This is a genomic window from Paenibacillus hubeiensis (assembly GCF_032334105.1).
Lineage (GTDB): Bacteria > Bacillota > Bacilli > Paenibacillales > Paenibacillaceae > Paenibacillus > Paenibacillus hubeiensis.
The window spans coordinates 174,597-195,996 of sequence record NZ_JAVYAE020000009.1 but is presented as its reverse complement, the minus strand read 5'-3'; the positions used below and the strand labels follow the sequence as shown (position 1 = coordinate 195,996).

Below are 21,400 nucleotides of genomic sequence, written 5' to 3'. Positions count from 1 at the left end.
AACGATCCATGAGGAAAAACCTCTGGTTGCCGTAACGGCTGCCAGAGGTTTTTTTGCGTTCTGGCTACGGGATTAGGAGGGGGAAGGATGAAGGGCAGGCCACTGCTTGGTTTTACCGTTTGTTGGCTATGCGGCAGCGGAATGGCGGTTGCGTTAAGCGGCTGGAATTTGTTATGGGGAATGGTTGGGGTTCTTGCTTGTGCCCCGCTATGGCTGCGATGGCTGGGCCTGCGCGGGTGGATCGTTATTTTGTTTGCAGCAGCTTTTGCCTCCGGGGCCGTTCATTGGGAATGGAACGATACGAGGAATGTAAGCCATCTGGCCGAACTGACGGGTATGGCAAGCGACGAACTTGACGGAGTGGAGGCCACGGTTCAAGGCAGGTTGGACTCCGAAGTACGCATTGACGGGGACCGGGCCGATTTTGAGCTGCAGGTTAGTTCCGTTCAAATTGATCCTGGTGCTTCGGCCAGCGGTGGCTTCCAACCTCTGACTCTGGATCACCGGAAAGAGAAGTTCATGGTACAGGTCAGGCTGGCCAAAGAGGAAGAGCTGCAGACGGCGGCGGCTTGGCAGAGGGGCGATACCGTTACGCTCGAAGGCACGCTGGCCCTGCCTGGTGAAGCAAGGAACTATGATGGCTTTGATTACAGGGCGTACCTCCGGACGCTTGAAATACACTGGCTGTTCAAAGTGAAGGGGGCCATCGCGGTAGAAGCCGTTCCGGCCGAGGGTTGGAAGGCTTTCAACCTATTTCGCCTAAACGACCAGGCAAGGAGCAAGCTGGGGGCGGCTGTCGATCGGCTGTTTCCGGAGCCGCACGGCGGATATATGAAAGGGTTAATCATCGGCATGGCCAAAGATATTGATCCGGATACGTACGGCGGGTTTTCGCAGCTGGGTCTGACGCATATTTTGGCCATATCGGGTACGCATGTTGCCGTTTATGTGTCTTCCCTGCTGCTGCTGATGTCCTTGCTGCGATTGACACGGGAAACGTCGCTGACGATCGTTCTGCTGCTGGTGCCCTTCTATGTCATGTTATCCGGGGGTTCTCCATCCGTCGTCAGGGCGGGAATCATGTCCATGATCGGTTTAACCATGGCAAGGAAAGGATTGCCGAGGGACGGTCTGCACATCATCAGTGCCGCGGCTTTGCTCATGATGTGGTGGAATCCCTACTTCCTGGTAAACGTAAGTTTCCAACTATCTTTTCTGGTTACGGCCGGGCTGATGATCTATATGCCGCTGATTCATCGTCTGTTTGATCGCTGGCCCAAGGCGCTTGCAGCCACGGCTTCAGTAACGGTGACGGCTCAGCTGATTTCTTTTCCGGTAACCATTCTGTATTTCAACCAGTTTTCGATCCTGTCGTTCGTCGCCAACTTTTTGTTGGTTTCCTTCATCAGCGTGATTGTGCTTCCGCTTGGAACGGTTGCGCTGATCATCGGATTTGTGTGGTTTCGCGCAGCCAAACTATTGGCTTGGATCACGATTGTGCTGAATGATTTGACTTTTGCGACCGTGGAATGGATGAACCGTTTCCCCGGTGTTGTATTGATTTGGCCAACGCCGCCCATCTGGTGGATTGCGGCCTACTATATTGGACTTTATAGTTTGCTGAGGCTCTTGCAGAAGGGAAACTTAGGGAAAAAAGCGTTGCCGTTCCCGCAGCTGCAGGAAGATACGGCCCCGCTCTCACGACGCCCTGACGTTATTCCATCAAGTGCTGACAGGACTTCGTATGATGTGGGACGCACGCCGCAGCCTGGGTATTCGGATCAAGTCCCTCGCGTTTCCGATGTGTCGGGGCAGTCCGTAGCTTTGCTTTCTGCGAGTATTGCATGGCCTGAATATTCGGGAGCTTTCACTTCGCGCGGTGCCGGATTTTATGATGGCGAGAAAAGGTCTCCTTATCACGGCTGGATATGTGGTTTGATTGCGATTTCGCTTATCGCTGGCTTATGGTGGGGATATCAGTCACCGTATCCTTCCGGCACGGGAGTGGTACAATTTCTGGATGTGGGGCAAGGAGATAGCGCGTTGATATCAACGCCCGGCGGCAAGCACATTTTGGTGGATGGAGGGGGAACGGTCAGTTTCGCCAAGCCGGACGAGGGCTGGAGGGTTCGCAGAGATCCCTACGAGGTTGGTGCAAAGGTCGTTGTTCCCCTCCTGAAAAAACGGGGGATTCATGAGCTGGATACCATTATTGTTACTCATGCCGATCAGGATCATGCTGGCGGGCTGCAGGCTGTACTGGAACAAATCCCGGTAAAACGTCTGATTTTTAACGGTACGACCAGCGGCAAGGACAATTTTGACAAACTGCTTCAGACTGCTGCGGACAGGCAAATCCCGCTGTATGCCGTCAGGCAGGGCATGACATATAAGACTGATGACCAAACGCGATTGTATTTTCTTTCGCCGGATCTCAGTCCCTCGACTGATCGTTTAAACGGCATGCCTGTGGACGAGGAGCAAAATCATCATTCGGTCGTCTTTTTGCTGGAGATGGCAGGGGCTTCTCTGCTCTTTACGGGGGACATGGACGCGGCGGCGGAACAAGATGTATTATTTCGTATTCAAGACGGCTCGCTTGCGGAGGCGTTTGCCCAAGAGGCACTGCGGGGAAATGAGAAACCGAGTGCAGCTCTCCAAGCACAGCTTCCGCTATTTCTTCGGTCTGAACAGGCAACCCAGAATCCCGGAGTGGACGATGCCGTCGACAACATGACGTTGAGTATGATGAATCACCGGGTGGATGTCTTGAAAGTCGCGCATCACGGAAGCAAAACCTCTTCCGCCGAAGGTTGGCTTCACTACTGGAACGCCAGTTCAGCCGTTATTTCCGCCGGGGTCAACAATTTGTACGGGCATCCCAATGCGGGGGTGGTGGAGCGGCTTGAGCAGTCGGGATCGGCCATCTATCGGACGGATCAAATGGGGGAAGTGCAAATGAGGATCAAAGCTGGACACATCGAAATCAGGCATAAACTTGAATCAGATTAAGGCTCTCGGTGCCTAATTAGGTTAACTGATAGGTTAGATCAATTAAAACTGCATTTAAATTCATCATGGGAAGGAAATAAAACCAAGGACTTTGTTGTATGAAGCAGCCCGGCGGGCTGCTTTTAATTTAAGCAAGCAACATTTCGTTTATGTGAGTATAGAATGTGTTCTCATCATGAAAATGAACATCGGCTTAGCTTATTCATTGATTTTTTCAATAGTCACAACCGTCCTAATGGGTGGCAAGGATTCTTGTTGGTTAAAGTCAGCAGTGATATTTACTCTTTGCCCTACATCAATTGATTCATAAGCCTTTTTATCGACAAAATAATACGAAGCTTCCGGTTGGTCTTGTGCTAGTTCTATAAAATCTTCAAGATTACCTTTCTCTAAATCTTTCTTACTTATATTTTGAAGAACAAGAAATTTGTACTTGTCATCTTCATCTGTTTTAAATACTACAGTTCCCTCGTAAACTGGATAATACTCTTTCTCATCCTTGTTAAAACAGCCAGGAAGTATAATCATACTGATTAAGATGAACAGCATTACTTTTTTCATAATGAACCTCCTATGTTGTGAAACTGGCAAACTCAGCGGCGATCCCAACGGAAGGCCACGGAAACTACTGCGCGAGCGACGTATGTTTCCTGAGCGATATCTACGCAATAACAAGGTGAGATGGAGAGATATTTTCAATACGTTGATTTTGCTTGTCCTGAGCTTTAAACTACATAAAGCAACCTTCTGGGTGGGCTTTTTGACGTAATGACCTTATGTGTAACCCCATCGTCTCGAGGCCTCATTATTTATTCAAACCCCCAGTTATATTCGGTTTACAGGATTTCTCACGGGTAACGATATTTCAAAAATATTACGTCCACAGTCGTCCAGAAGTTCGGCTTTCATTCCCATTAAGCTAACAATTGGAACTATATAAACTGCAAAAAAACATCTATGGTACTGCGCTCGCAGTGCACTAGTGGGATTTGTTATTGCGGTTTATATGGTTAAACTTGATTAAGGAGGGATTGAGATGACTCATTCATTCCATCCCGTTCATTCTCCCAAATTGCAACCGGAGCTGCAACAGCCATGGTATAATTTCCGGGAATATCCATCTAATCCTCGCTTGGAATCACATGTGGCTTCTTTTTGGACCATGGATTTTCGTCCTGTTCCAGGCAAACCTTCGCATCGGGTTATACCGGATGGCTGTATCGATATTGTCGTGGATCTTCTTTCTCCATCCAGCCGAAAGGCTGCCTATATTGTAGGTCTTACAACTCGATCAGAAGTGCTGCAGTTCTCTGAAGCTCGATCATTATTTGGCATTCGGATATATTCAGAATCAGCTCGTTCTATTCTAAAGATACCTCTTTCGGCGTTTACGGGACAGCGTATCTACTTGGAAGATGTTTTGGGTTTCAAAGAAATGTACTGGGTAGAAGAGATACTATCAGCCACTACGATCTCCGAAATTGTTGCGGTTGCCGAGTATCATTTGGTCCGAATGCTGGCGGATAGCGATATAGCAATGAACCCACTTGTGTATGAAAGCTTGCAGATTATTTATGGCCGAAAAGGGAATGTATCCGTAACGAATTTGGCCAATCAAGTCCACTTTAGTGAACGACATCTTAGAAGGGTATTTAATCAGGAGCTGGGCCTAGGTCCGAAGGAGATGCTTGGGATAATCCGATTTCAAAGCACACTGCAGGATTTTTTTCGGGGGGGTTATTCCAGTTTAGCGGATCTTGCGCTCAAATACGGCTATTACGATGAGTCCCATTTTGCCAACACATTTAAGCAATATTATGGCTTGTCTCTTAGAAGCTTGATAAGTAAGAAACGAAGGAGTCCGATTTTTCCTATTTGACAGTCTATAAGATCAATACAATGGAGGTGAGCTTTATCATACCAATGGATAGGAGTTGTGAAGCATGGCAGTGAAGTTAAAAAGATTATCGATTTACGTCAAAGAGATGAAGAAGTCCCTGGATTTTTATCGGGCATTGGGCTTGGAAATACCGGAAAAGGCAAATGAAGAACATCATTTCGAAGTACCATACAACGATATTATTCTTTCCTTTGATACTTGGGAATCGGCGCAGACGATTCTAGGCGACCAGCCGAAGCCGGCCGGTTATCGAATGGAGCTCGCTTTTCAGTTTGACAGTAAGGAAGCGCTGGATGAATCGTATAGCCGATTGACAGTACGAGGCTATGAGGGGCATTTTGAACCAAACGATACCCCTTGGGGCGAGCGTTATGCGATCATAAAGGACCCTGACGGCAATTTGATCAGTTTGGTCGCTTGATTCTGTTTAAAATTACGGCAGCCGCACACAACGGTTGGCTGCCGTTTTCTCAGTTAACGGGTAGTTTTGTTCAATAACCAGCTGGGATGAGGAGAATGAAAGATTTCATAGCGATTATAATCCGTTATAATGAAAAAGGAGCTGCTAAGCAGCAACTCCTTAGAAGAAGGGGATAGATCATCCGGGCCAATGGATATGATCTATTCCTTTTTTAATAGGGATTCCTCGGTCACTCTTGCAATACAAACCTTGACACCTTTATTTTCAATTTCTGCGATGGCTTCAATGCTAGCTTCTTCATCCGTTATCAGAAGGTCAATGTCAGTAATTGGACCTTCTTTTGCAAAGAAATCAATTCCCAATTTTTCGTGAGGTGCCAGACAAATCTTTCTCCTGGATATTTCAACAGCTGCTCTACCCAACATTGCTACTTCAGGAGTGGCTGTACTTACGCCATTTTTAGAAATTCCACCTCCAGTAACAAAACAAATATCTAAAGTGAATTGTCTCAAAAATTCGTTTGCTAAGGCATCCGTTATGCTGCCGGAACTTTTTACTTTACCGCCGATAAGGTAAACATCTGTTGTTTTACGATCTTTCAATGTATCTGCGACCTTAATTGAATTGGTTACAACGGTAAAAGGGATTTCAGGAAGATACTTGAGCATGCCATAGTGGATCCCAGCACTGCCTATAAAGACGGTATCTTTCTCCTGAATGAAGGATGCGGCCAATTTAGAAATTGCATTTTGATGTGGCGCTCCATCCTGGTAACGTAATTCAGGTGGGAGAGGAGTGCTGCGAACTTTAGAACTTGGAATTGCTCCGCCATGTGTACGTTTTAGAAGACCCTTCTCCTCCATAATTGTAAGGTCTCTTCTAATTGAATCGATGGATAATTCAAACATATCAGCCAATTCCTTGGCAAGAACACGCCCGTTTTTTTGAAGCAGCTCCAGAATTTTGTCCCGACGTTCATCAGAGAACAATAAAATCGCCTCCCAATGGAAATTATCACCAAGTGATGGTTCGATTATATTCATGTTTGTGCTGTTTTGTCAAACATTTGTATTCGTGTTTCTTCCGCTTTGTTCATGTTTCTTGCGCATTTCATTACTTTCTTTTTTGTCAGACATTTAAAGCATATAGGGGGCTATTGGCTGCTGAAAACATAGAGTTTCCTGAAGCTTATTTCAATACAATGTATGCCATCGCTTCGCGCTATCTCGGACATTTCTTAATGGAAGGAATATATTTCTTCATCATATATTTGTATGTTATGATTCATAGGAAAATAGAACCAGTAGGAGAGTGTTTAAAATGAACAAAAGGGTACTCGTTACTTCCGTATTGTCTCTATTCCTTTTATCCAGTGCAACAAGTGCATTAGCTCATCCCGGGCGAACAGATTCCAATGGAGGTCATACGTGTTGGACAAATTGTGCCAAATGGGGATTGGAGTACGGGGAATATCATTATCATAATGGTGGTAGTTCTTCTTCAAGTACTAAATCATCCAGTGGTTCTTCATCCAGCAGTTCTTCTTCCTCTACAAAAAAAACTACACCAACAAAACCGAAAGAAACTAAACCTCAGTATACGCAATCTTCTTTAGTAGTATATGTTAATGATCAAAAAATTAATTTCGCCAATAAGCCGGTAGAATATCAAGGAAGTAATTTGCTTCCATTACGAGACATTGCAGAAGCATTGGATGCAGCGTTTACATACGATCCGGATCGTGCAACGATAGGTCTAACCAAAGATAAATTCAAGGTAACACTCACTCTTGGGAGCAAAACCGTATTTTATAACGGCAAATCTGCTTCATTAAGTGCAGCTCCAAAAGTGATAAACGGAATTACGTACATTCCAGTACAATCCATTAAAGGATTAGGAGCAGCCCTTGAATTAAATTCGAGTAAAAACACATTAAATATTGAAATATAAATTTAATAGCATTAGATATTTGCCGAATGTTTAGAAGGTTTATAACCAGCATGTCTTTCATCACACAGAAGCAGAGGGGATACGAACAATGGATAACGTTCAGGACAAAGAGAGTAGGAGATGGGAAGGGCCCAATGGGTTCAAGATTGGAGAAATAATGCGATATCTTCCGTTATGGTTCATGGTTATTCTGATGGCAAGCATCGTCGTAGTACCCATGAAAGTAAATGCGGCTTCTGCAAACGGAACGAATTCTATAGTCTCTCTTGTTGACCGGAATACCTATCTCATGAATGACGGGACGGTGTGGTCCAAGGATTCAACGGAAGGCATATGGACCCAAACGACGGATGTGGCAGGTGTGTCTGCTGCGCAAGGCAGTCTTTTCGGATGGACGACAGACGGACGCGTTTATTATTGGGAAGGAAACAGGGATGAAAAACCGGTAATCACTCAGTATAACGGACTAGTTAAGGTATACGGCAATGGTGTGGCTTTGTTGAAGGATGGGACACTTCGCGATTATAAGGGGGAGGCCATTAAAGGGCTGGAATCCGTCATTGATGTAGGTACATATCTGGGATCCAGCTACCATTCTTACGGCGCTTTAACATCCAATGGTGATGTGTATTACATTGCTGACCAACGGAATATCTCCAGAAAGATGGGGAATGTACCCGGAGGAAAGCAGATTGCGACAAGTAGTGCATATGCGGCCGTACTTAGGGAAGATAATTCGGTCGTTGTGGTCGACATGATGGTCCAGGAACAGCCGATTGAAGTGACGGATCATGTGAAATCTGTGATCTGGTTGAATTCCGGTATGTTTTTGGCAGTCAAAGACGACGGAAGCGTATGGAGCTATGAGCGAGAGCATCGTCGACCTGTTACTTACGAGGGTAAACAGCTCCAGGGATTGAGTGGGGTCGAGAAACTGGAGTATTCCGTTGATCTGGAAGAACTTTATGTACAGCATACTGACGGTTCATGGGGGATTTATAAAGACGGAACACTGCAGCCTTTGAACGGACCGACACTGAAAAAGGTGACGTTGGCAGCTTCGGCCAAAGAGGCGAGCGTTGGGGATATCCTTGCCCTTTCGGTGGAGGAATTATATTCAAACGGGTACAAAACGAAGCGTCAACCCAATAGCGGGGAGATTACGGTAGAAAAACCGCAAGTCGCTGTCTACAAAGGTGAAGGACAGTTGCAAGTCAAGGGTGCTGGAAGTACCCGGATTACATTTAAAAAAGGTGAGCTGGACTCCAGCGTTCAATTGAATGCGGGCATTCAACAAAACTTGATAGGCTCTTCCATGGTCAATGGAAGTATCTATCTACCGGTTCAGTCCGTGTTCAAGGCACTTGGCGCAACGGTGCAAGTAAAGGGAACAAACTTCATGATTCAATGGGGTGATGATGAACTGTTGCTTCAAAAAGGAAGCCAGGATGCAAAATGGAACGGCAAGACCCTCAAACTAAAAGGGAAACTGCAAACCATAAATGGACAAACGGTCTTTCCTGCAGCGCTCCTTTCTCAGATTTCCGGTGTGAAAGTTCAATGGGAAACAGAATTCAAGCGTGCCAAGTTGATCGTGGGAGCCTCCGTGATTAGCGTGGATTCTGCGGAGACAGCCAAATTGGTCAAACAAAAAGAGCTGGGCGGTCTTGCCCGTTTGCTTGGTAAATCATATTGGATTAATTACTATCCAGAACTTGGCCAACGATTCAGTAAAGTAACGATTTCGGATATTCGGATGGAGACGGATCCCTCGGGGATCAAGAATTATACAATCATCTTTAAAAATGCTAAAGGCAAAATGTTATCCGTGTATGGGGGGAACAAAAGCTCAGATGTAACGGATTGGCTGAACGAAGAGGATCTTTTCTTGTCTTATGATCCATATCAAAAATACAAATGGTCCCAAGCCATGTGGAACAACATAATTGCTGGTAAAGTTGCAATCGGCATGAATACAACGCAAGCCCGCCTGGCTTGGGGAGAGCCGCGAAGCATCTCGCAAGAGATGAGTAAACAAGGCAAGATCGAAGTTTGGATGTACATCGACTCGCTTGAGAATATCCGAGCCCTTACGTTTGTTGGAGGCAAGCTCTTTACTTACTATTAATACCATCCACTAAATCATCTAAAATAGTTGAACATAAAAGAACCGCCTGATGGCTTTTCCGTAAGGAAGCTCCTCAAGCGGTTTTTTTTAGCAATCAAAGGGGAACCAAATCATTATTCAACGCCGTCCTTGAAATGTTTGGTCCAATGTTTATCACCTTTGTGGAGAATGTCTTCCACGGTTTTTTCCAGCGTCTTCAGCAGCTGTTCCCGGACATCGATCACGGTGTCATGATACAGGCGTTCTTCCGACCCGACGATTTTTTCGCCGTATAATGCCTGTGCAGCCGTATATTTACGATGTTCTTCGACCAATGTGTCCAAGGATTGCATCGCATGTTCCACAAAATGGGTGATGCTTTGATACTCCTTAGGGAGCTGTTCTTTTAATAATTGGATTTTTGCTTGAGCAGGCATGCTCATCACCTCGCGTTATGAATGTAAATTTACAATACACTATTTTCATGAAAATTACATTAAAAACGGCTGAAAATTTGTACAATTTTTGACTTTTATATTTTTTGAGCACGGAAAGCATCGCAATTATAATTTATGTTATTGCATTCGAATTAAGTCGTGTAAGTACTGGATATGACTTTTGAAAGCGCTTGGTGACGCATTATGCAATTTCTGTTATTCTAAGATAAGTTTCTGCGGCTTTACGATACATACGCCGTTATTTTGTTGTGGAAGCATGTTTGCATGCATACGAAACGGCTGCTCCCGGCTGGGGTAGAAAGGCGCGAGATCCATCTCGTCATCTTGTACCCGTATCCATTCGGGATCGAATCATGCAGCGTGCGGTTTGCAAAATAAAAAAAATCTTAACTTTGCAACAATTTTATTGATGGTCACGTCTGTAAGGTTGCAGGGAGAGGGGGATCCTTTGTGGTAGAGCCGGAACTCATCAGAGCCGCTCAATCGGGCGATCGCGACGCTCTAATTACCCTATTGCGGAATATTGAACAGCATGTATACCGAACCGCATACTACATTCTAAATAATGAACAGGATGCGATGGATGCCGCACAGGAGGCATTAATCCGAATTTATACCAAAATTAACTCATACGAGGAAAAGGCACAATTCAAAACATGGGTACAACGCATCGTTACGAATATTTGCATCGACAAGTTCCGGAGGGCCAAGCCGTCGGTGTCCATCGAGGAACATGAGATGGTGTTCCAGGACAATCAGAACGTGGAATCGGAAGTCATGTCGACCTATGTGGCCAAGGATATTCAGGATGCGATCAACAAGCTTCCCGAGCATCATCGCACCGTGATCGTTCTAAGATATTTGCAGGACTTGTCATATAACGAAATTGCGGATTGCCTCGACCTTCCGCTCAATACGGTCAAATCCTATTTGTTCCGTGCAAGGCAGCAATTGCAGAATCTATTACAGGAGTATCAGAAGGGTGGTGTGACAGGATGAAATGCGATGAGGTGGTGGAATGGATGCACCGGTATCTGGATCATGATCTGGGAGAGGCGGAAACCGAGCAATTGCTGCAGCATGTAGCCACATGTCCGGATTGCGCCGAAAATTTTAGTTTGCTCAGAGCTCTATCCAGAGAACTGGAGGATTTGCCGCAAGTGACCCCGAAATTCAGCTTGGTGGATGCCATTATGCCGCAGCTGGATGCCATTGATGAAGCAAGGAAAGAACAAAGCAGCACGATACAGGAAATGAGTCCTGTCCCTGCTGCAACCGAAAGTCTGCAACGGTCCGGCGAACGCAAGCCGAAGCAGCAATGGTTAAATACCATGGTAGGGCGCATGTCCGTGGGAGCCGCGGCGGCTGTTGTCGTTTTGGGCTTTGCCATCTGGGGATATCAGCCTGAAAAGCTTGAAAATGCCGATGTAATGATGATGAGCAGCGGTGGATCAGCGGAAAGCCAGGCCTCGGATCCAAATGCGCTCAGCACGGACGTCAACGGTAATGATGCGTCTGCAGCCAAGCGGCATGAAAGCGATGCTGTAAATTCTGGCGAGACACGGCTGGCCCCTGAAACGTCGGAAAACCCGGAAGCCCAGGACAGTGCCGGGGAGCAGGAGAAACTGCCTGTTTCGGAACCGGATTCGACCGAAGGACCAACGGAGTCGACCTCTGAACCAACGACAAGCCAGGATCAAACTTCGAAGGATGCGCCGTCAAGCACGAACCAGGCTGATTCACCCCAAAGCTCGGTCGGCGAAGCCTCTCCCGGCGTAGAGCAGAAAACGGAAAGTTCCGATTCGGCTTTGCCGCCGGCGACTCCGGATGAAACGGAATCGGCTGCGAACAGTGTGGATCCCGAGAACTTTGCGACCGATAGCGAGACGCCTGAGATGAAAGAAGGAGACGTCCAAAAAGGGATCACGGCTCCCGAGGTTCAGGACGGAACCAAAGCGTCCGACGGAGCGATGGGACTGGTTGGACCGAATCAAGGGATTGCTTCCACATCTGTTCCCAAAGAATGGAGTTCCCCGGATGGAGCATACACGGTTATGCAGACTGACAATCAATTGAGCCTGTATGCCCGGTCGGCGGATGATCCGGCCGCATTGAACCTAGTGGAGCAACGGGAGTTGGAAGGCACGCTGACATCGGCGGGCTGGACGTCGGATGGAACAACATTTAATTACTCGACAGAACAGAACGGGACGACCGTCAAGAAATATTTCGCCGTATCCCCCGCATCGGGAGAAACTTCCGCGAAATGAATGGAAGGTGACAAGCCTTTTCTAGCAAAATGGCTGAACGTTTTGAGTCTGTCTGCAGTATACTGAAAGTAACATAACGTCCTAATTCAGTTGACATAACTGACGTCGTATGACCGCTTCGCTGACCGTTTCTAGAACGGTCGTCGTCAGCGTTTATATAGATGTAGGACCAGGGACCTTCATTCGCGCGCGGATGGAGGTCCCTTTGTTGTTCGGTCGATTTTCTGGTAGGATAAAGGGGATGATAAGGAGGCACCGTGAGAATGGATGTAAAGAGTGCGGCGAAAGCCATACGCAATGGGGATACCGCCCCTGTATACGTGCTGTATGGGTCGGAGAAATATCAAATACAGCAATTTGCGGATTTGCTAAAAGAAACGATCATTGAAGAAGAGCATCGCGATTTTGCGGTCGTTCCCTATGACCTTTCCGAAACGCCGATTGAAGTGGTGGTGGAAGAAGCGGAGACGGTACCTTTTCTCGTGCCTCGAAAATTGATTTTTGTACGGGATGCGCATTTGCTTGCGGCCGGCAAGGATTCCAAAATCGAACACCACGTCGATCGTTTGCTGGCATACATGGACAATCCTGCCGAATATAGCACGATCGTGTTTCTCGTTCAGGCAGACAAGTTGGATGAGCGGAAAAAGCTGGTGAAAGCGGCGAAAAAACAGGCGGTCGTGCTTGCTTTTGCCCCGCTTAGCGGAGATGAGCTGCTGAACTGGATCGTGAAGCTGGCCAAGCAGAACGAGGTAGCTTTCGAGCCGGGAGCGGCAGATACGCTTGTAAGTTATGCCGGCACAAGCCTGCAGACCTTATCCGCCGAAGTAGACAAGCTTTGTCTTTTTGCAGGCAAAGGCGGGACGATCACGCGCGCAGACATTGAACGTTTGGTGGCCCGCAGCACGGAACAAAACGTGTTTGCCTTGGTAGAGGAGCTTGCCAACCTGCGTTTGGAAAAGGCGCTGGCGCTATTCTACGAGCTGCTGAAGCAGCGGGAAGAGCCGATCAAAATCGCCGCGCTGATTGCCCGCCAATTTCGGATCATGATCCAAGTCAAGGAGCTTGGGCAGCAAAGCTACTCTCAACAGCAGATTGCGAGCCAGCTCGGCTTGCATCCATATGCTGTAAAAATTGCCGGGGAGCAGGCGCGGAAATTCCAGACCGAGCGTTTGCGGCTCATATTGAGCCACCTCGGGGAACTGGATTATCAGATGAAGACGGGCGCGATTGACAAAGTGCTGGGGCTTGAAATGTTTTTGCTGAGACTTGGGGCGTAGATGCGCCCCTTTTTTCGGTTGAATGCTAAAAAATCCTGAAAGCATAAGCTGTTCAGGATTTTCCAATGCATCGTATAAGTAACGCTTATTACGCTTGTGCGGAAAGAGCGTTCAGTTTTTTAGCCAAGCGGGACTTTTTGCGAGCAGCTGCATTTTTATGAATCAGACCTTTAGTTACAGCCTTATCCAGCTTTTTGGAAGCAGCTTGAATCGCAGCTTTTGCAGTTTCAACTTCTGTGCTTACCAGAGCAGCATCGGCAGCTTTAACAGCTGTACGGAGTGCGGACTTTTGGGAAGCGTTGAGTGCACGGCGCTTGTCGCTAGTTTTTACGCGTTTAACAGCGGATTTGATGTTTGGCATTACATTCACCTCCTGTAAGGCATATCGCATGAATACAAACGTTTCACAACTTAAAATATTCTAGCATGCTAACATGTAAATTGCAACAAATATTCCTTTTTCGTTCCGTGGCATTGCATAAAGCCCTTCTTTTTCCCACACAATATGTTCAAATGCGGTAAGGGAGGCAGGAATACATGACATTGGATTTGCGAAAGTACGCGGTTCGTACCGACCTTGCGATCGAATCGAGGGAGATGGTTCAACATGCCGAGCCGAACACGGGTATTCCCGGTTTGCAAGAAGACGTGGAGGAAAAGGACGGCATCACGATTACGCGGATCGATGTTCTGAACGAAGCGGCATCGCAGAAAATCGGGCGGGTCAAAGGGCATTACGTCACGCTTGAGGTACCGTCGCTGCGCAATGGCGACACCGAATTGCAGGAACGTGTGGCAGCGGCATTCACGCGTGAAATGGAGGATTTCTTGACCAAGGCCGGGATCAACAAAACGTCCAAGGTGTTGGTGGTAGGGCTTGGCAACCTGAACGTAACGCCCGATGCGCTCGGTCCGCTGGTGGTAGAGAACCTGATGGTGACCCGCCAATATTTCGAACTTATGCCGGATCAGGTTGCTCCCGGTTATCGCGAGGTTAGCGCAATCGCTCCCGGCGTGCTGGGCACAACAGGCATCGAGTCGAGCGACATCGTACAGGGTATCGTGGAACGCACCAAGCCGGATGCCATCATCGCGATCGATTCGCTCGCTTCCCGTTCCCTTGAACGCGTCAACACAACGATTCAAGTGGCGGATATCGGGATTCACCCCGGTTCGGGCATCGGCAACAAACGGCGCGGGTTGACGCGTGAAATTTTGGGCGTGCCGTGTATTGCAATCGGCGTTCCCACGGTTTGTTATGCCTCCACCATCGTGAACAACGCCATCGAGATGATGCGCTCCCATTTTCGCCAGGAAACGGAGCAGACGAAACAAATCATGGGAATGCTTGATGAAATCAGCGAGAATGATCGCCTTAGCTTGGTAAAAGAGGTGCTGGAGCCCCTGGGCCATGATTTGATCGTGACGCCGAAGGAAATCGATGAATTTATCGAGGACATCGCGAACATTGTCGCGACGGGCTTGAATGCTGCGCTTCATGAAGCGGTAAAGGCCGAAAATGTAGCAGCATATACACATTAAGCTTAATTGGTCATATCAAAAATATGGAATTTCGCAAAGAGAGCATCCGAATCTATCGGGTCTCTCTTTTTTGGCGTTTCTTTTTTTAGCTGCGTGGAGGTTTTGGTCCGTTCGGCTTATCTCACAGAAATTCTGGGGGAAATCTTCTTCTTTTTGTTCTAGCAAACCGGACAGGCTCATAGAGTTGAAATATAAGAGTTGTCCAGCAGGGAAGGAGACAGAAGCGATGAACAAAATCATATCGTGGAATATCGGAAAATGGAAAAAAAGATGCCTGCATGTGCTGGCCATGGGTCGGACATTGCTGCTGCTGATGATCATTTCGGCGTTATTCTTCGTCATTCTTGGACTTGGGGGCATGGCCGAAAAACGATTGAATAATTCTCCGGTGGCTTCGATGAAAGGGTTCGCAAGTGCCGTTTCCAGTCATTTTTTTCTTGATATGTTAGGCATGGAGATGCCCCATTTAAAGGGGGATGACCAGCAGTCCGCGTTTTCAGGCGAAAATTTGACGAACTTTGTGTTTCAAATGTTGACGAACGTAAATCCGCAGGACCCTAAAAGCTTGATCGCCAGGGAAATGCCTGGCATGGGCGCCAATCAGCCTGTACTGCTGAGGCACGGATCGGGAAACGAACGTGCGGAGGCGCCGGAGGATTATCAACCCGATCCGGGCGTTACCGATTCGGCTTCGGCAGATGGCGAGGAACCCGATGCCGGTTTGCACGAGCCGCCGGAACAGGACAATACTTCTCCTTCACAGGAAGCTCCGGGCAAGGGGGAGGCTGGGAACGACCCGCCTGTCAGCGATGGAGGGAAACATGATGGAGGCAAACAGGGAGGCCAAGCATCGAAACCGGAGAAAAAATCCATTCTCGTTTATCACTCTCACCCTCGGGAGGGCTACAATCCGTTGCTTGGCACCAAAAGCGACAATCCTTCTTCGGCGAAGCCGACGGGAAATGTTTTTCAAGTGGGAACCTATTTGGCTGACAGTCTGGAGAAGCTGGGCGTCGGCGTGGAGCATGCTAAGGATGACTACCCTTCTGTCGTAAAGGACTACAACTGGAATTATTCTTATAAATATTCACGGCAGACTGTAAAAGCTGCGCTGGCCCAAAACGATGACTTGACATATCTGATCGACATCCACCGGGACTCGCAGCGCCACAGCAAAACGACGACGACGATTGATGGAGTCGGTTATGCCAAGGTGTATTTCATCATCGGGCACGAAAATCCAAATTGGCGCAAGAACGAAGCCTTTGCGGCCAGAATCCATAAAAAACTGGAGGCGAAGTATCCCGGCGTTTCCCGCGGCGTATGGGGCAAGGATGGCGGCGGTGCCAATAACGGCGAATACAACCAGACGCTGTCTCCCCACAGCATCCTGATCGAGATCGGCGGGATCGACAATACGGCCAAAGAACTGGAGAGCACGTCCAAGGTGCTCGCGGACATGATCGCCGAGGTCTATTGGGAAGACCAACAGGTGGATAAAGCGAGTGCCGGAACCAAATCTAAAGGAAGTTGATGACGCAAGTCTTTAAAATAAGGGGGCGTAGGGTGTGTCCAGATTCGGAAAAAGGTTGCTGTCCATCGTTGTGCTTATGCTGATCGGCATTCTTCTCGGCATGCAGTTAGCCGGGGGAGGGTTGCAGATCAATACGACTCCATCGCAGAACACATCAAAGGTCGCCGGCACAGAAACGGCGGTACCGGCGGCTCGACTGGAGCCTGAACAGCCCGCCCAGCCCGAACAACAGGAGGTGAACGAGCGGCCGTTCGTGCCTGTCCAGACGCCAAGTCAGGTTCTGGGTGCAGAACAGGACAAAGCTACGGTGGACGTGCTCGCCGAGAAAACGGCGGGATTGCTGCAGAACTTGTCTCATAGCGGAATCAAGTGGGTCGTTTCCTTGTTCAGCGGTGTAGCCGAATAGAAACCCTTACCCTCATGGGACACTAGGAAGGAACCGGGGGAGCCTCCTAATCATCTCCTGAATGTCAAAGTTGAGGCAAAGCGGGATTGATGCTCCCTTCATCTACTGGTATAATGAAGCGATTGACACTAGGCTGTTTCTGGGGGTAAGGAATGACTGACATTCGGGAAAGACAACGTAAAATTCGCAACTTTTCAATTATTGCACATATAGATCACGGGAAATCGACATTGGCGGACCGGATCTTGGAGTACACGGGTGCTCTCACCTCGCGGGAAATGCAGGAGCAGGTGCTCGACCAGATGGATCTCGAACGTGAACGCGGAATTACGATTAAATTGCAGGCAGTCGCCCTGTCTTACAAGGCAGACGACGGCGAAGAATACCTGCTCAACTTGATCGATACACCGGGACACGTCGATTTCACGTATGAGGTTTCTCGAAGCCTTGCGGCATGCGAAGGCGCATTGCTCGTGGTGGACGCTGCTCAGGGGATTGAAGCGCAGACGCTGGCCAACGTGTACTTGGCCCTCGACAACAATCTGGAGATTTTGCCGGTGATCAACAAAATCGACCTTCCGAGCGCCGATCCCGACCGGGTGAAGCAGGAAGTCGAGGACGTGATCGGCCTTGATGCGAGCGAAGCCGTACTGGCCTCGGCCAAAGCGGGCATCGGCATTAAAGAGATTCTGGAACAGGTCGTGCAGAAGGTTCCCGCGCCGTCAGGCGATCCGGACGAGCCTTTGAAAGCATTGATTTTCGACTCTCACTATGATCCGTACAAAGGCGTTATCGTATATGTGCGCGTCATTGACGGCAAAATCAAATCCGGTTCCAAAATCAAAATGATGGCTACGGGCAAATCCTTTGAGGTTATCGAGGTTGGAGCCTTCAAACCACGCATGACGATCGTCGACGAGCTGAACGTGGGCGACGTTGGCTTCATCGTGGCAGGTATTCGCCATGTCGGCGATACACGCGTCGGTGACACGGTGACGGATGCCAAAAATCCTACGGCCGAACCGCTGCCGGGTTACCGCAAAATCAATCCGATGGTATACTGCGGTCTGTACCCGATCGAAACGTCGGATTACACCGATCTGCGCGAAGCTCTGGAAAAATTGCAGCTGAACGATGCTTCGCTCAGCTTCGAACCGGAAACTTCAAGCGCGCTTGGATTCGGGTTCCGTTGCGGATTCCTTGGATTGCTGCATATGGACGTTATTCAGGAGCGGATTGAACGGGAGTTCAACATTCCTTTGATCACAACCGCGCCAAGCGTTATCTATCACGTGACACTAACGAATGGCGAAGTTCTCAAAATCGATAACCCGTCCAACTATCCAGAGGTGGGAAGAATCGATTATGTCGAGGAGCCTTACGTGAAAGCATCCATTATTGTGCCCAACGATTATGTAGGTACAATTATGGAGCTGTGCCAAAACAAACGCGGCGAGTACATTAACATGGAATACCTTGACAGCAACCGCGTAACGATTACGTATGACATTCCGTTGTCCGAAATCGTATACGATTTCTTTGATCAATTGAAATCCAGCACCAAAGGATATGCATCCTTCGATTATGAGCTGTCCGGCTACCGCCAGTCCAACCTGGTCAAAATGGACATTCTGCTCAACGGAGAGCAAGTCGATGCATTGTCCTTCATCGTTCACCGCGATCGTGCATACAACCGCGGTCGCATTATCTGCGAGAAGCTGCGCGAGCTGATTCCGCGCCAGATGTTCGAGGTGCCGATCCAGGCATCGGTCGGAACGAAGGTCGTTGCCCGCGAAACGGTGAAGGCGATGCGCAAAAACGTGCTTGCCAAATGTTACGGCGGCGACATCTCGCGGAAACGGAAACTGCTTGAGAAGCAAAAGGAAGGTAAGAAGCGGATGAAGCAGGTGGGTAACGTGGAGGTGCCGCAGGAAGCGTTTATGGCGGTGCTGAAAATCGATGAGTAACACTCTAATTCGGGGTACAGCACGGGTGTGCGTATCCGAGTTAGAGTAACAATTCAATTTTGGGTACAACACGGCTGTGTGTATCCGTACGACCAACATTCAGTATGAATATGACTGAGCTGAAGGGGAAGCCGAAAGGCTTTCCTTTTTCAAATAGAGGAGGACTCGCCATGACCTTGGCAGCACATACACGGAACGCAGGCGCGCCTCAAGCGGTATACCTGCATATTCCGTTTTGCACCAACAAATGTTTTTACTGTGATTTCAATTCCTACGTCCTGAAGGACCAGCCCGTCATGGATTATTTGCATGCACTCGAGCGGGAGATGGAATATACCGTCAAAGCCACGCCGCCCGGAGAGATCAAAACGATCTTTGTAGGCGGGGGGACGCCAACCGTGCTCAAGCCGGACGAAATGGCCTTTTTCCTGAAGTCTGTCAAAACGTATTTCCCGAATTGGGCGGAGGACATCGAATTTTCCATGGAGGCCAACCCGGGAACAACGGATGCCGAGAAGCTGGCCGTCATGAAAGAAGGCGGCGTGAATCGCGTCAGCTTTGGCGTTCAAGCGTTCCAGAACGATTTGTTGACAGGCATCGGCCGGATTCACAACACGGATGACGTGTACCGCAGTCTCGAAAACGCGCGCGCCGCAGGGCTGCACAATCTGTCCATCGACCTGATGTTCGGTCTCCCGAACCAGACGGTGGAAATGCTGAACGAGAGCATTGACCGGGCGCTGGAGCTCCATTTGCCGCACTACTCGATCTACAGCCTGAAAGTGGAAGAGAATACGTTGTTCCACACGCTGTATCAAAAAAACCAGCTGCCGCTGCCGCATGAAGATGATGAATTGCAAATGTATCTGTTGTTGATGAAACGGATGAAGGAAGCCGGCTACGTGCAATACGAAATCAGCAACTTTGCGAAACCCGGCTTCGAAAGCCGGCATAACAAAACATACTGGCGCAACGAAGATTATTATGGCCTCGGAGCGGGGGCGCATGGTTACGTTGGCCGTCAGCGTCATATGAATATCAAAGGCATCAACCCGTATGTGGAGGCTGCCAAAACAGGCTTGCCCCGTCTGGATCATGCAGAGATCAGCCGCGAGGAAGCGATGGAGGATTTCCTGATGGTTGGGCTGAGAATGCTGGAAGGGGCGTCTGCATCGCGTTTTCAAGAGCAATTCGGCATACCAATGGAAGAAGTGTTTGCCAAACAGTTAACCAAATTGCTGAATGCCGGGCTGCTTGAACGGACGGAAGACGGCTTCCGTCTGAGCGAGCAGGGAATTTTGTTCGGCAACGATGTTTTTGCCGAATTTATAGGCTCGATTTCTCTGAATTCGTAGTTGAAATTGTATACGCTCTGTTGTATATTTATTCATATTGATTTTACAGGGCGTGTAATTTTCGTCATTGACAACTACGGAGTTAGCTTTCATTCGGAAGGCTGCAATAGGAGGAGAGAGCAGGATGTCGGCAGTGTGCAGAAAGGCCGTACCGGAAGACGTTGAGCCATTATATCAAATGATAAAGGGATATGCCGAGCGCGGCATTATGCTGCCGCGCTCGCGCGAAGTGCTGCATAGACAACTGGAACATTTCGTCGTTGCCGAAGTGCATGGCGAGGTTGTTGGTTGTGGTTCCCTTTGCAAATTGGGCGAAGATTTGGTAGAGGTCAGGTCGCTTGGTATATCCGAAGGCCATAAAGGGATGGGGATCGGTTCCCTGCTGCTGGACAGACTGGTCGAAGAGGCTCGCAGACAACGCATTCCGAAAGTCATGGCATTGACGTACGAAGTGTCGTTTTTCGAGAAGAATGGGTTTGTTATCGTGGATAAAGAGATTTTTCCCGAAAAGGTGTGGACGGACTGCATTCATTGCAGCAAACAGGACTGCTGCGACGAGATTGCGGTAGTGAAAGAACTGGATTTCATGTCCGCATAAATAGAAAGATTATGTTTTTTAAGAACATTGCCTTAAACAACAATGAAAAGAACCGCATGGCGGGAAACGGTGCATTCCGGATCTGTGCGGTTCTTTTTGTTGCAACGTCTTGCGGCGCTGCGTCGGTGATGATCGTAAATCATTAATGTGCGCAGCTTTCAGCTCTCGGCAAACGCTTATTGCCAAGGGAGACTTTATTAAGGGAATAGGACCTGGGGCAGTGAGTTTCTATGTATGGGGGGCGGGGCTTTCTTAGCACTGAGCGAATGGAACTGGATGAAGAGCTTGTATTAAGGAATGATGGCAGCACGCCTGTATAAACATGCATAAGAAATAAATGAGGCCATTTTTCATGAATTTCCGACGAGGATATGCCGATATTAAGGATGAACGCATTATTTCGAAATCCTTTGCAGCCGTCAGAGTTTGAAATGCATATCTTGTAAAGATCATGTTCGAGATGGTTATCTTTCGGCAATAATCGTCTACACTATATATAAGGGATGGACATATAAACCGACTTGACAATGCTAACGCCTGTTTGGTATTTTTGTAGTACCGCTTAGCACTCGTCTAACCGGAGTGCTAACGACATGGGAC

General features: G+C 48.3%; 18 protein-coding genes. 14 read left to right on the top strand and 4 right to left on the bottom strand.

Annotated elements, in window-relative coordinates:
- The first annotated feature begins 87 nt into the window (after positions 1-87).
- Positions 88-3,012, top strand: a complete 2,925-nt coding sequence (locus tag RSX24_RS21655; protein WP_343261748.1) for a ComEC/Rec2 family competence protein — start codon at positions 88-90, stop codon at positions 3,010-3,012.
- A 198-nt stretch (positions 3,013-3,210) separates the two neighbouring features.
- On the opposite strand, the gene RSX24_RS21650 is transcribed toward RSX24_RS21655, so the two are convergent.
- Entirely contained in the window at positions 3,211-3,573 is a 363-nt protein-coding gene (locus RSX24_RS21650; protein ID WP_343261747.1) for a DUF3221 domain-containing protein, read from the bottom strand.
- 475 nt (positions 3,574-4,048) lie between these two features.
- Here RSX24_RS21650 and RSX24_RS21645 point away from each other — a divergent pair, with 475 nt between their 5' ends.
- Together RSX24_RS21645 and RSX24_RS21640 are read left to right on the top strand one after the other, a co-directional pair.
- Complete coding sequence (locus tag RSX24_RS21645; RefSeq protein ID WP_343261746.1) at positions 4,049-4,891, top strand: DUF6597 domain-containing transcriptional factor; 843 nt, start codon at positions 4,049-4,051, stop codon at positions 4,889-4,891.
- A 64-nt stretch (positions 4,892-4,955) separates the two neighbouring features.
- Entirely contained in the window at positions 4,956-5,333 is a 378-nt protein-coding gene (locus RSX24_RS21640; RefSeq protein WP_343261745.1) for a VOC family protein, read from the top strand.
- A 200-nt stretch (positions 5,334-5,533) separates the two neighbouring features.
- Here RSX24_RS21640 and RSX24_RS21635 read toward each other — a convergent pair whose 3' ends face one another.
- The gene (locus RSX24_RS21635) at positions 5,534-6,322 is read right to left on the bottom strand and encodes a DeoR/GlpR family DNA-binding transcription regulator (RefSeq protein WP_339273881.1); all 789 of its coding nucleotides are present in this window, start codon (positions 6,320-6,322) and stop codon (positions 5,534-5,536) included.
- A gap of 331 nt (positions 6,323-6,653) precedes the next feature.
- Between RSX24_RS21635 and RSX24_RS21630 the strand changes: the two genes are divergently transcribed.
- On the top strand, positions 6,654-7,283 hold the full coding sequence (locus tag RSX24_RS21630; RefSeq protein WP_343261744.1) for a copper amine oxidase N-terminal domain-containing protein: 630 nt from the start codon (positions 6,654-6,656) through the stop codon (positions 7,281-7,283).
- Positions 7,284-7,371: 88 nt separating this feature from the next.
- Positions 7,372-9,411: a stalk domain-containing protein gene (locus tag RSX24_RS21625; RefSeq protein WP_343261743.1), complete on the top strand. Its 2,040-nt coding sequence runs from the start codon at positions 7,372-7,374 to the stop codon at positions 9,409-9,411.
- Positions 9,412-9,524: 113 nt separating this feature from the next.
- Here the strand turns inward: RSX24_RS21625 and RSX24_RS21620 are convergent, their stop codons facing one another.
- Complete coding sequence (locus tag RSX24_RS21620) at positions 9,525-9,827, bottom strand: hypothetical protein (RefSeq protein WP_236421295.1); 303 nt, start codon at positions 9,825-9,827, stop codon at positions 9,525-9,527.
- Between the two features lie 471 nt (positions 9,828-10,298).
- Between RSX24_RS21620 and RSX24_RS21615 the strand changes: the two genes are divergently transcribed.
- The 3 genes from RSX24_RS21615 (at position 10,299) to holA (ending at position 13,398) form a co-directional block, all read left to right on the top strand.
- Positions 10,299-10,847 (top strand): RNA polymerase sigma factor, encoded by a 549-nt coding sequence (locus RSX24_RS21615; RefSeq protein ID WP_236421296.1) that lies wholly within the window; start codon positions 10,299-10,301, stop codon positions 10,845-10,847.
- On the top strand, positions 10,844-12,118 hold the full coding sequence (locus tag RSX24_RS21610) for an anti-sigma factor family protein (protein WP_343261742.1): 1,275 nt from the start codon (positions 10,844-10,846) through the stop codon (positions 12,116-12,118). The genes RSX24_RS21615 and RSX24_RS21610 overlap by 4 nt, the downstream gene beginning before the upstream one ends.
- A gap of 263 nt (positions 12,119-12,381) precedes the next feature.
- A complete protein-coding gene (gene holA / locus RSX24_RS21605; protein ID WP_343261741.1) occupies positions 12,382-13,398 on the top strand; it encodes a DNA polymerase III subunit delta in 1,017 nt (338 codons plus the stop codon).
- A gap of 88 nt (positions 13,399-13,486) precedes the next feature.
- Here the strand turns inward: holA and rpsT are convergent, their stop codons facing one another.
- Positions 13,487-13,759: a 30S ribosomal protein S20 gene (gene rpsT, locus RSX24_RS21600; protein ID WP_236416732.1), complete on the bottom strand. Its 273-nt coding sequence runs from the start codon at positions 13,757-13,759 to the stop codon at positions 13,487-13,489.
- A 176-nt stretch (positions 13,760-13,935) separates the two neighbouring features.
- On the opposite strand from rpsT, the gene gpr reads away from it, so the two are divergent.
- From gpr to RSX24_RS21570, 6 genes are all read left to right on the top strand, one after another.
- The gene (gene gpr, locus RSX24_RS21595; RefSeq protein WP_236416731.1) at positions 13,936-14,940 is read left to right on the top strand and encodes a GPR endopeptidase; all 1,005 of its coding nucleotides are present in this window, start codon (positions 13,936-13,938) and stop codon (positions 14,938-14,940) included.
- A gap of 226 nt (positions 14,941-15,166) precedes the next feature.
- The gene (locus RSX24_RS21590; RefSeq protein WP_343261740.1) at positions 15,167-16,474 is read left to right on the top strand and encodes a stage II sporulation protein P; all 1,308 of its coding nucleotides are present in this window, start codon (positions 15,167-15,169) and stop codon (positions 16,472-16,474) included.
- A 34-nt stretch (positions 16,475-16,508) separates the two neighbouring features.
- Entirely contained in the window at positions 16,509-16,880 is a 372-nt protein-coding gene (locus tag RSX24_RS21585; RefSeq protein ID WP_343261739.1) for a hypothetical protein, read from the top strand.
- Between the two features lie 152 nt (positions 16,881-17,032).
- A complete protein-coding gene (gene lepA, locus RSX24_RS21580; protein WP_236416727.1) occupies positions 17,033-18,847 on the top strand; it encodes a translation elongation factor 4 in 1,815 nt (604 codons plus the stop codon).
- A 170-nt stretch (positions 18,848-19,017) separates the two neighbouring features.
- Positions 19,018-20,202, top strand: coding sequence for a radical SAM family heme chaperone HemW (gene hemW / locus RSX24_RS21575; RefSeq protein ID WP_236416726.1), 1,185 nt, complete (start codon positions 19,018-19,020; stop codon positions 20,200-20,202).
- A gap of 124 nt (positions 20,203-20,326) precedes the next feature.
- Complete coding sequence (locus RSX24_RS21570; protein ID WP_236416724.1) at positions 20,327-20,800, top strand: N-acetyltransferase; 474 nt, start codon at positions 20,327-20,329, stop codon at positions 20,798-20,800.
- The last annotated feature ends 600 nt before the right edge of the window (positions 20,801-21,400 follow it).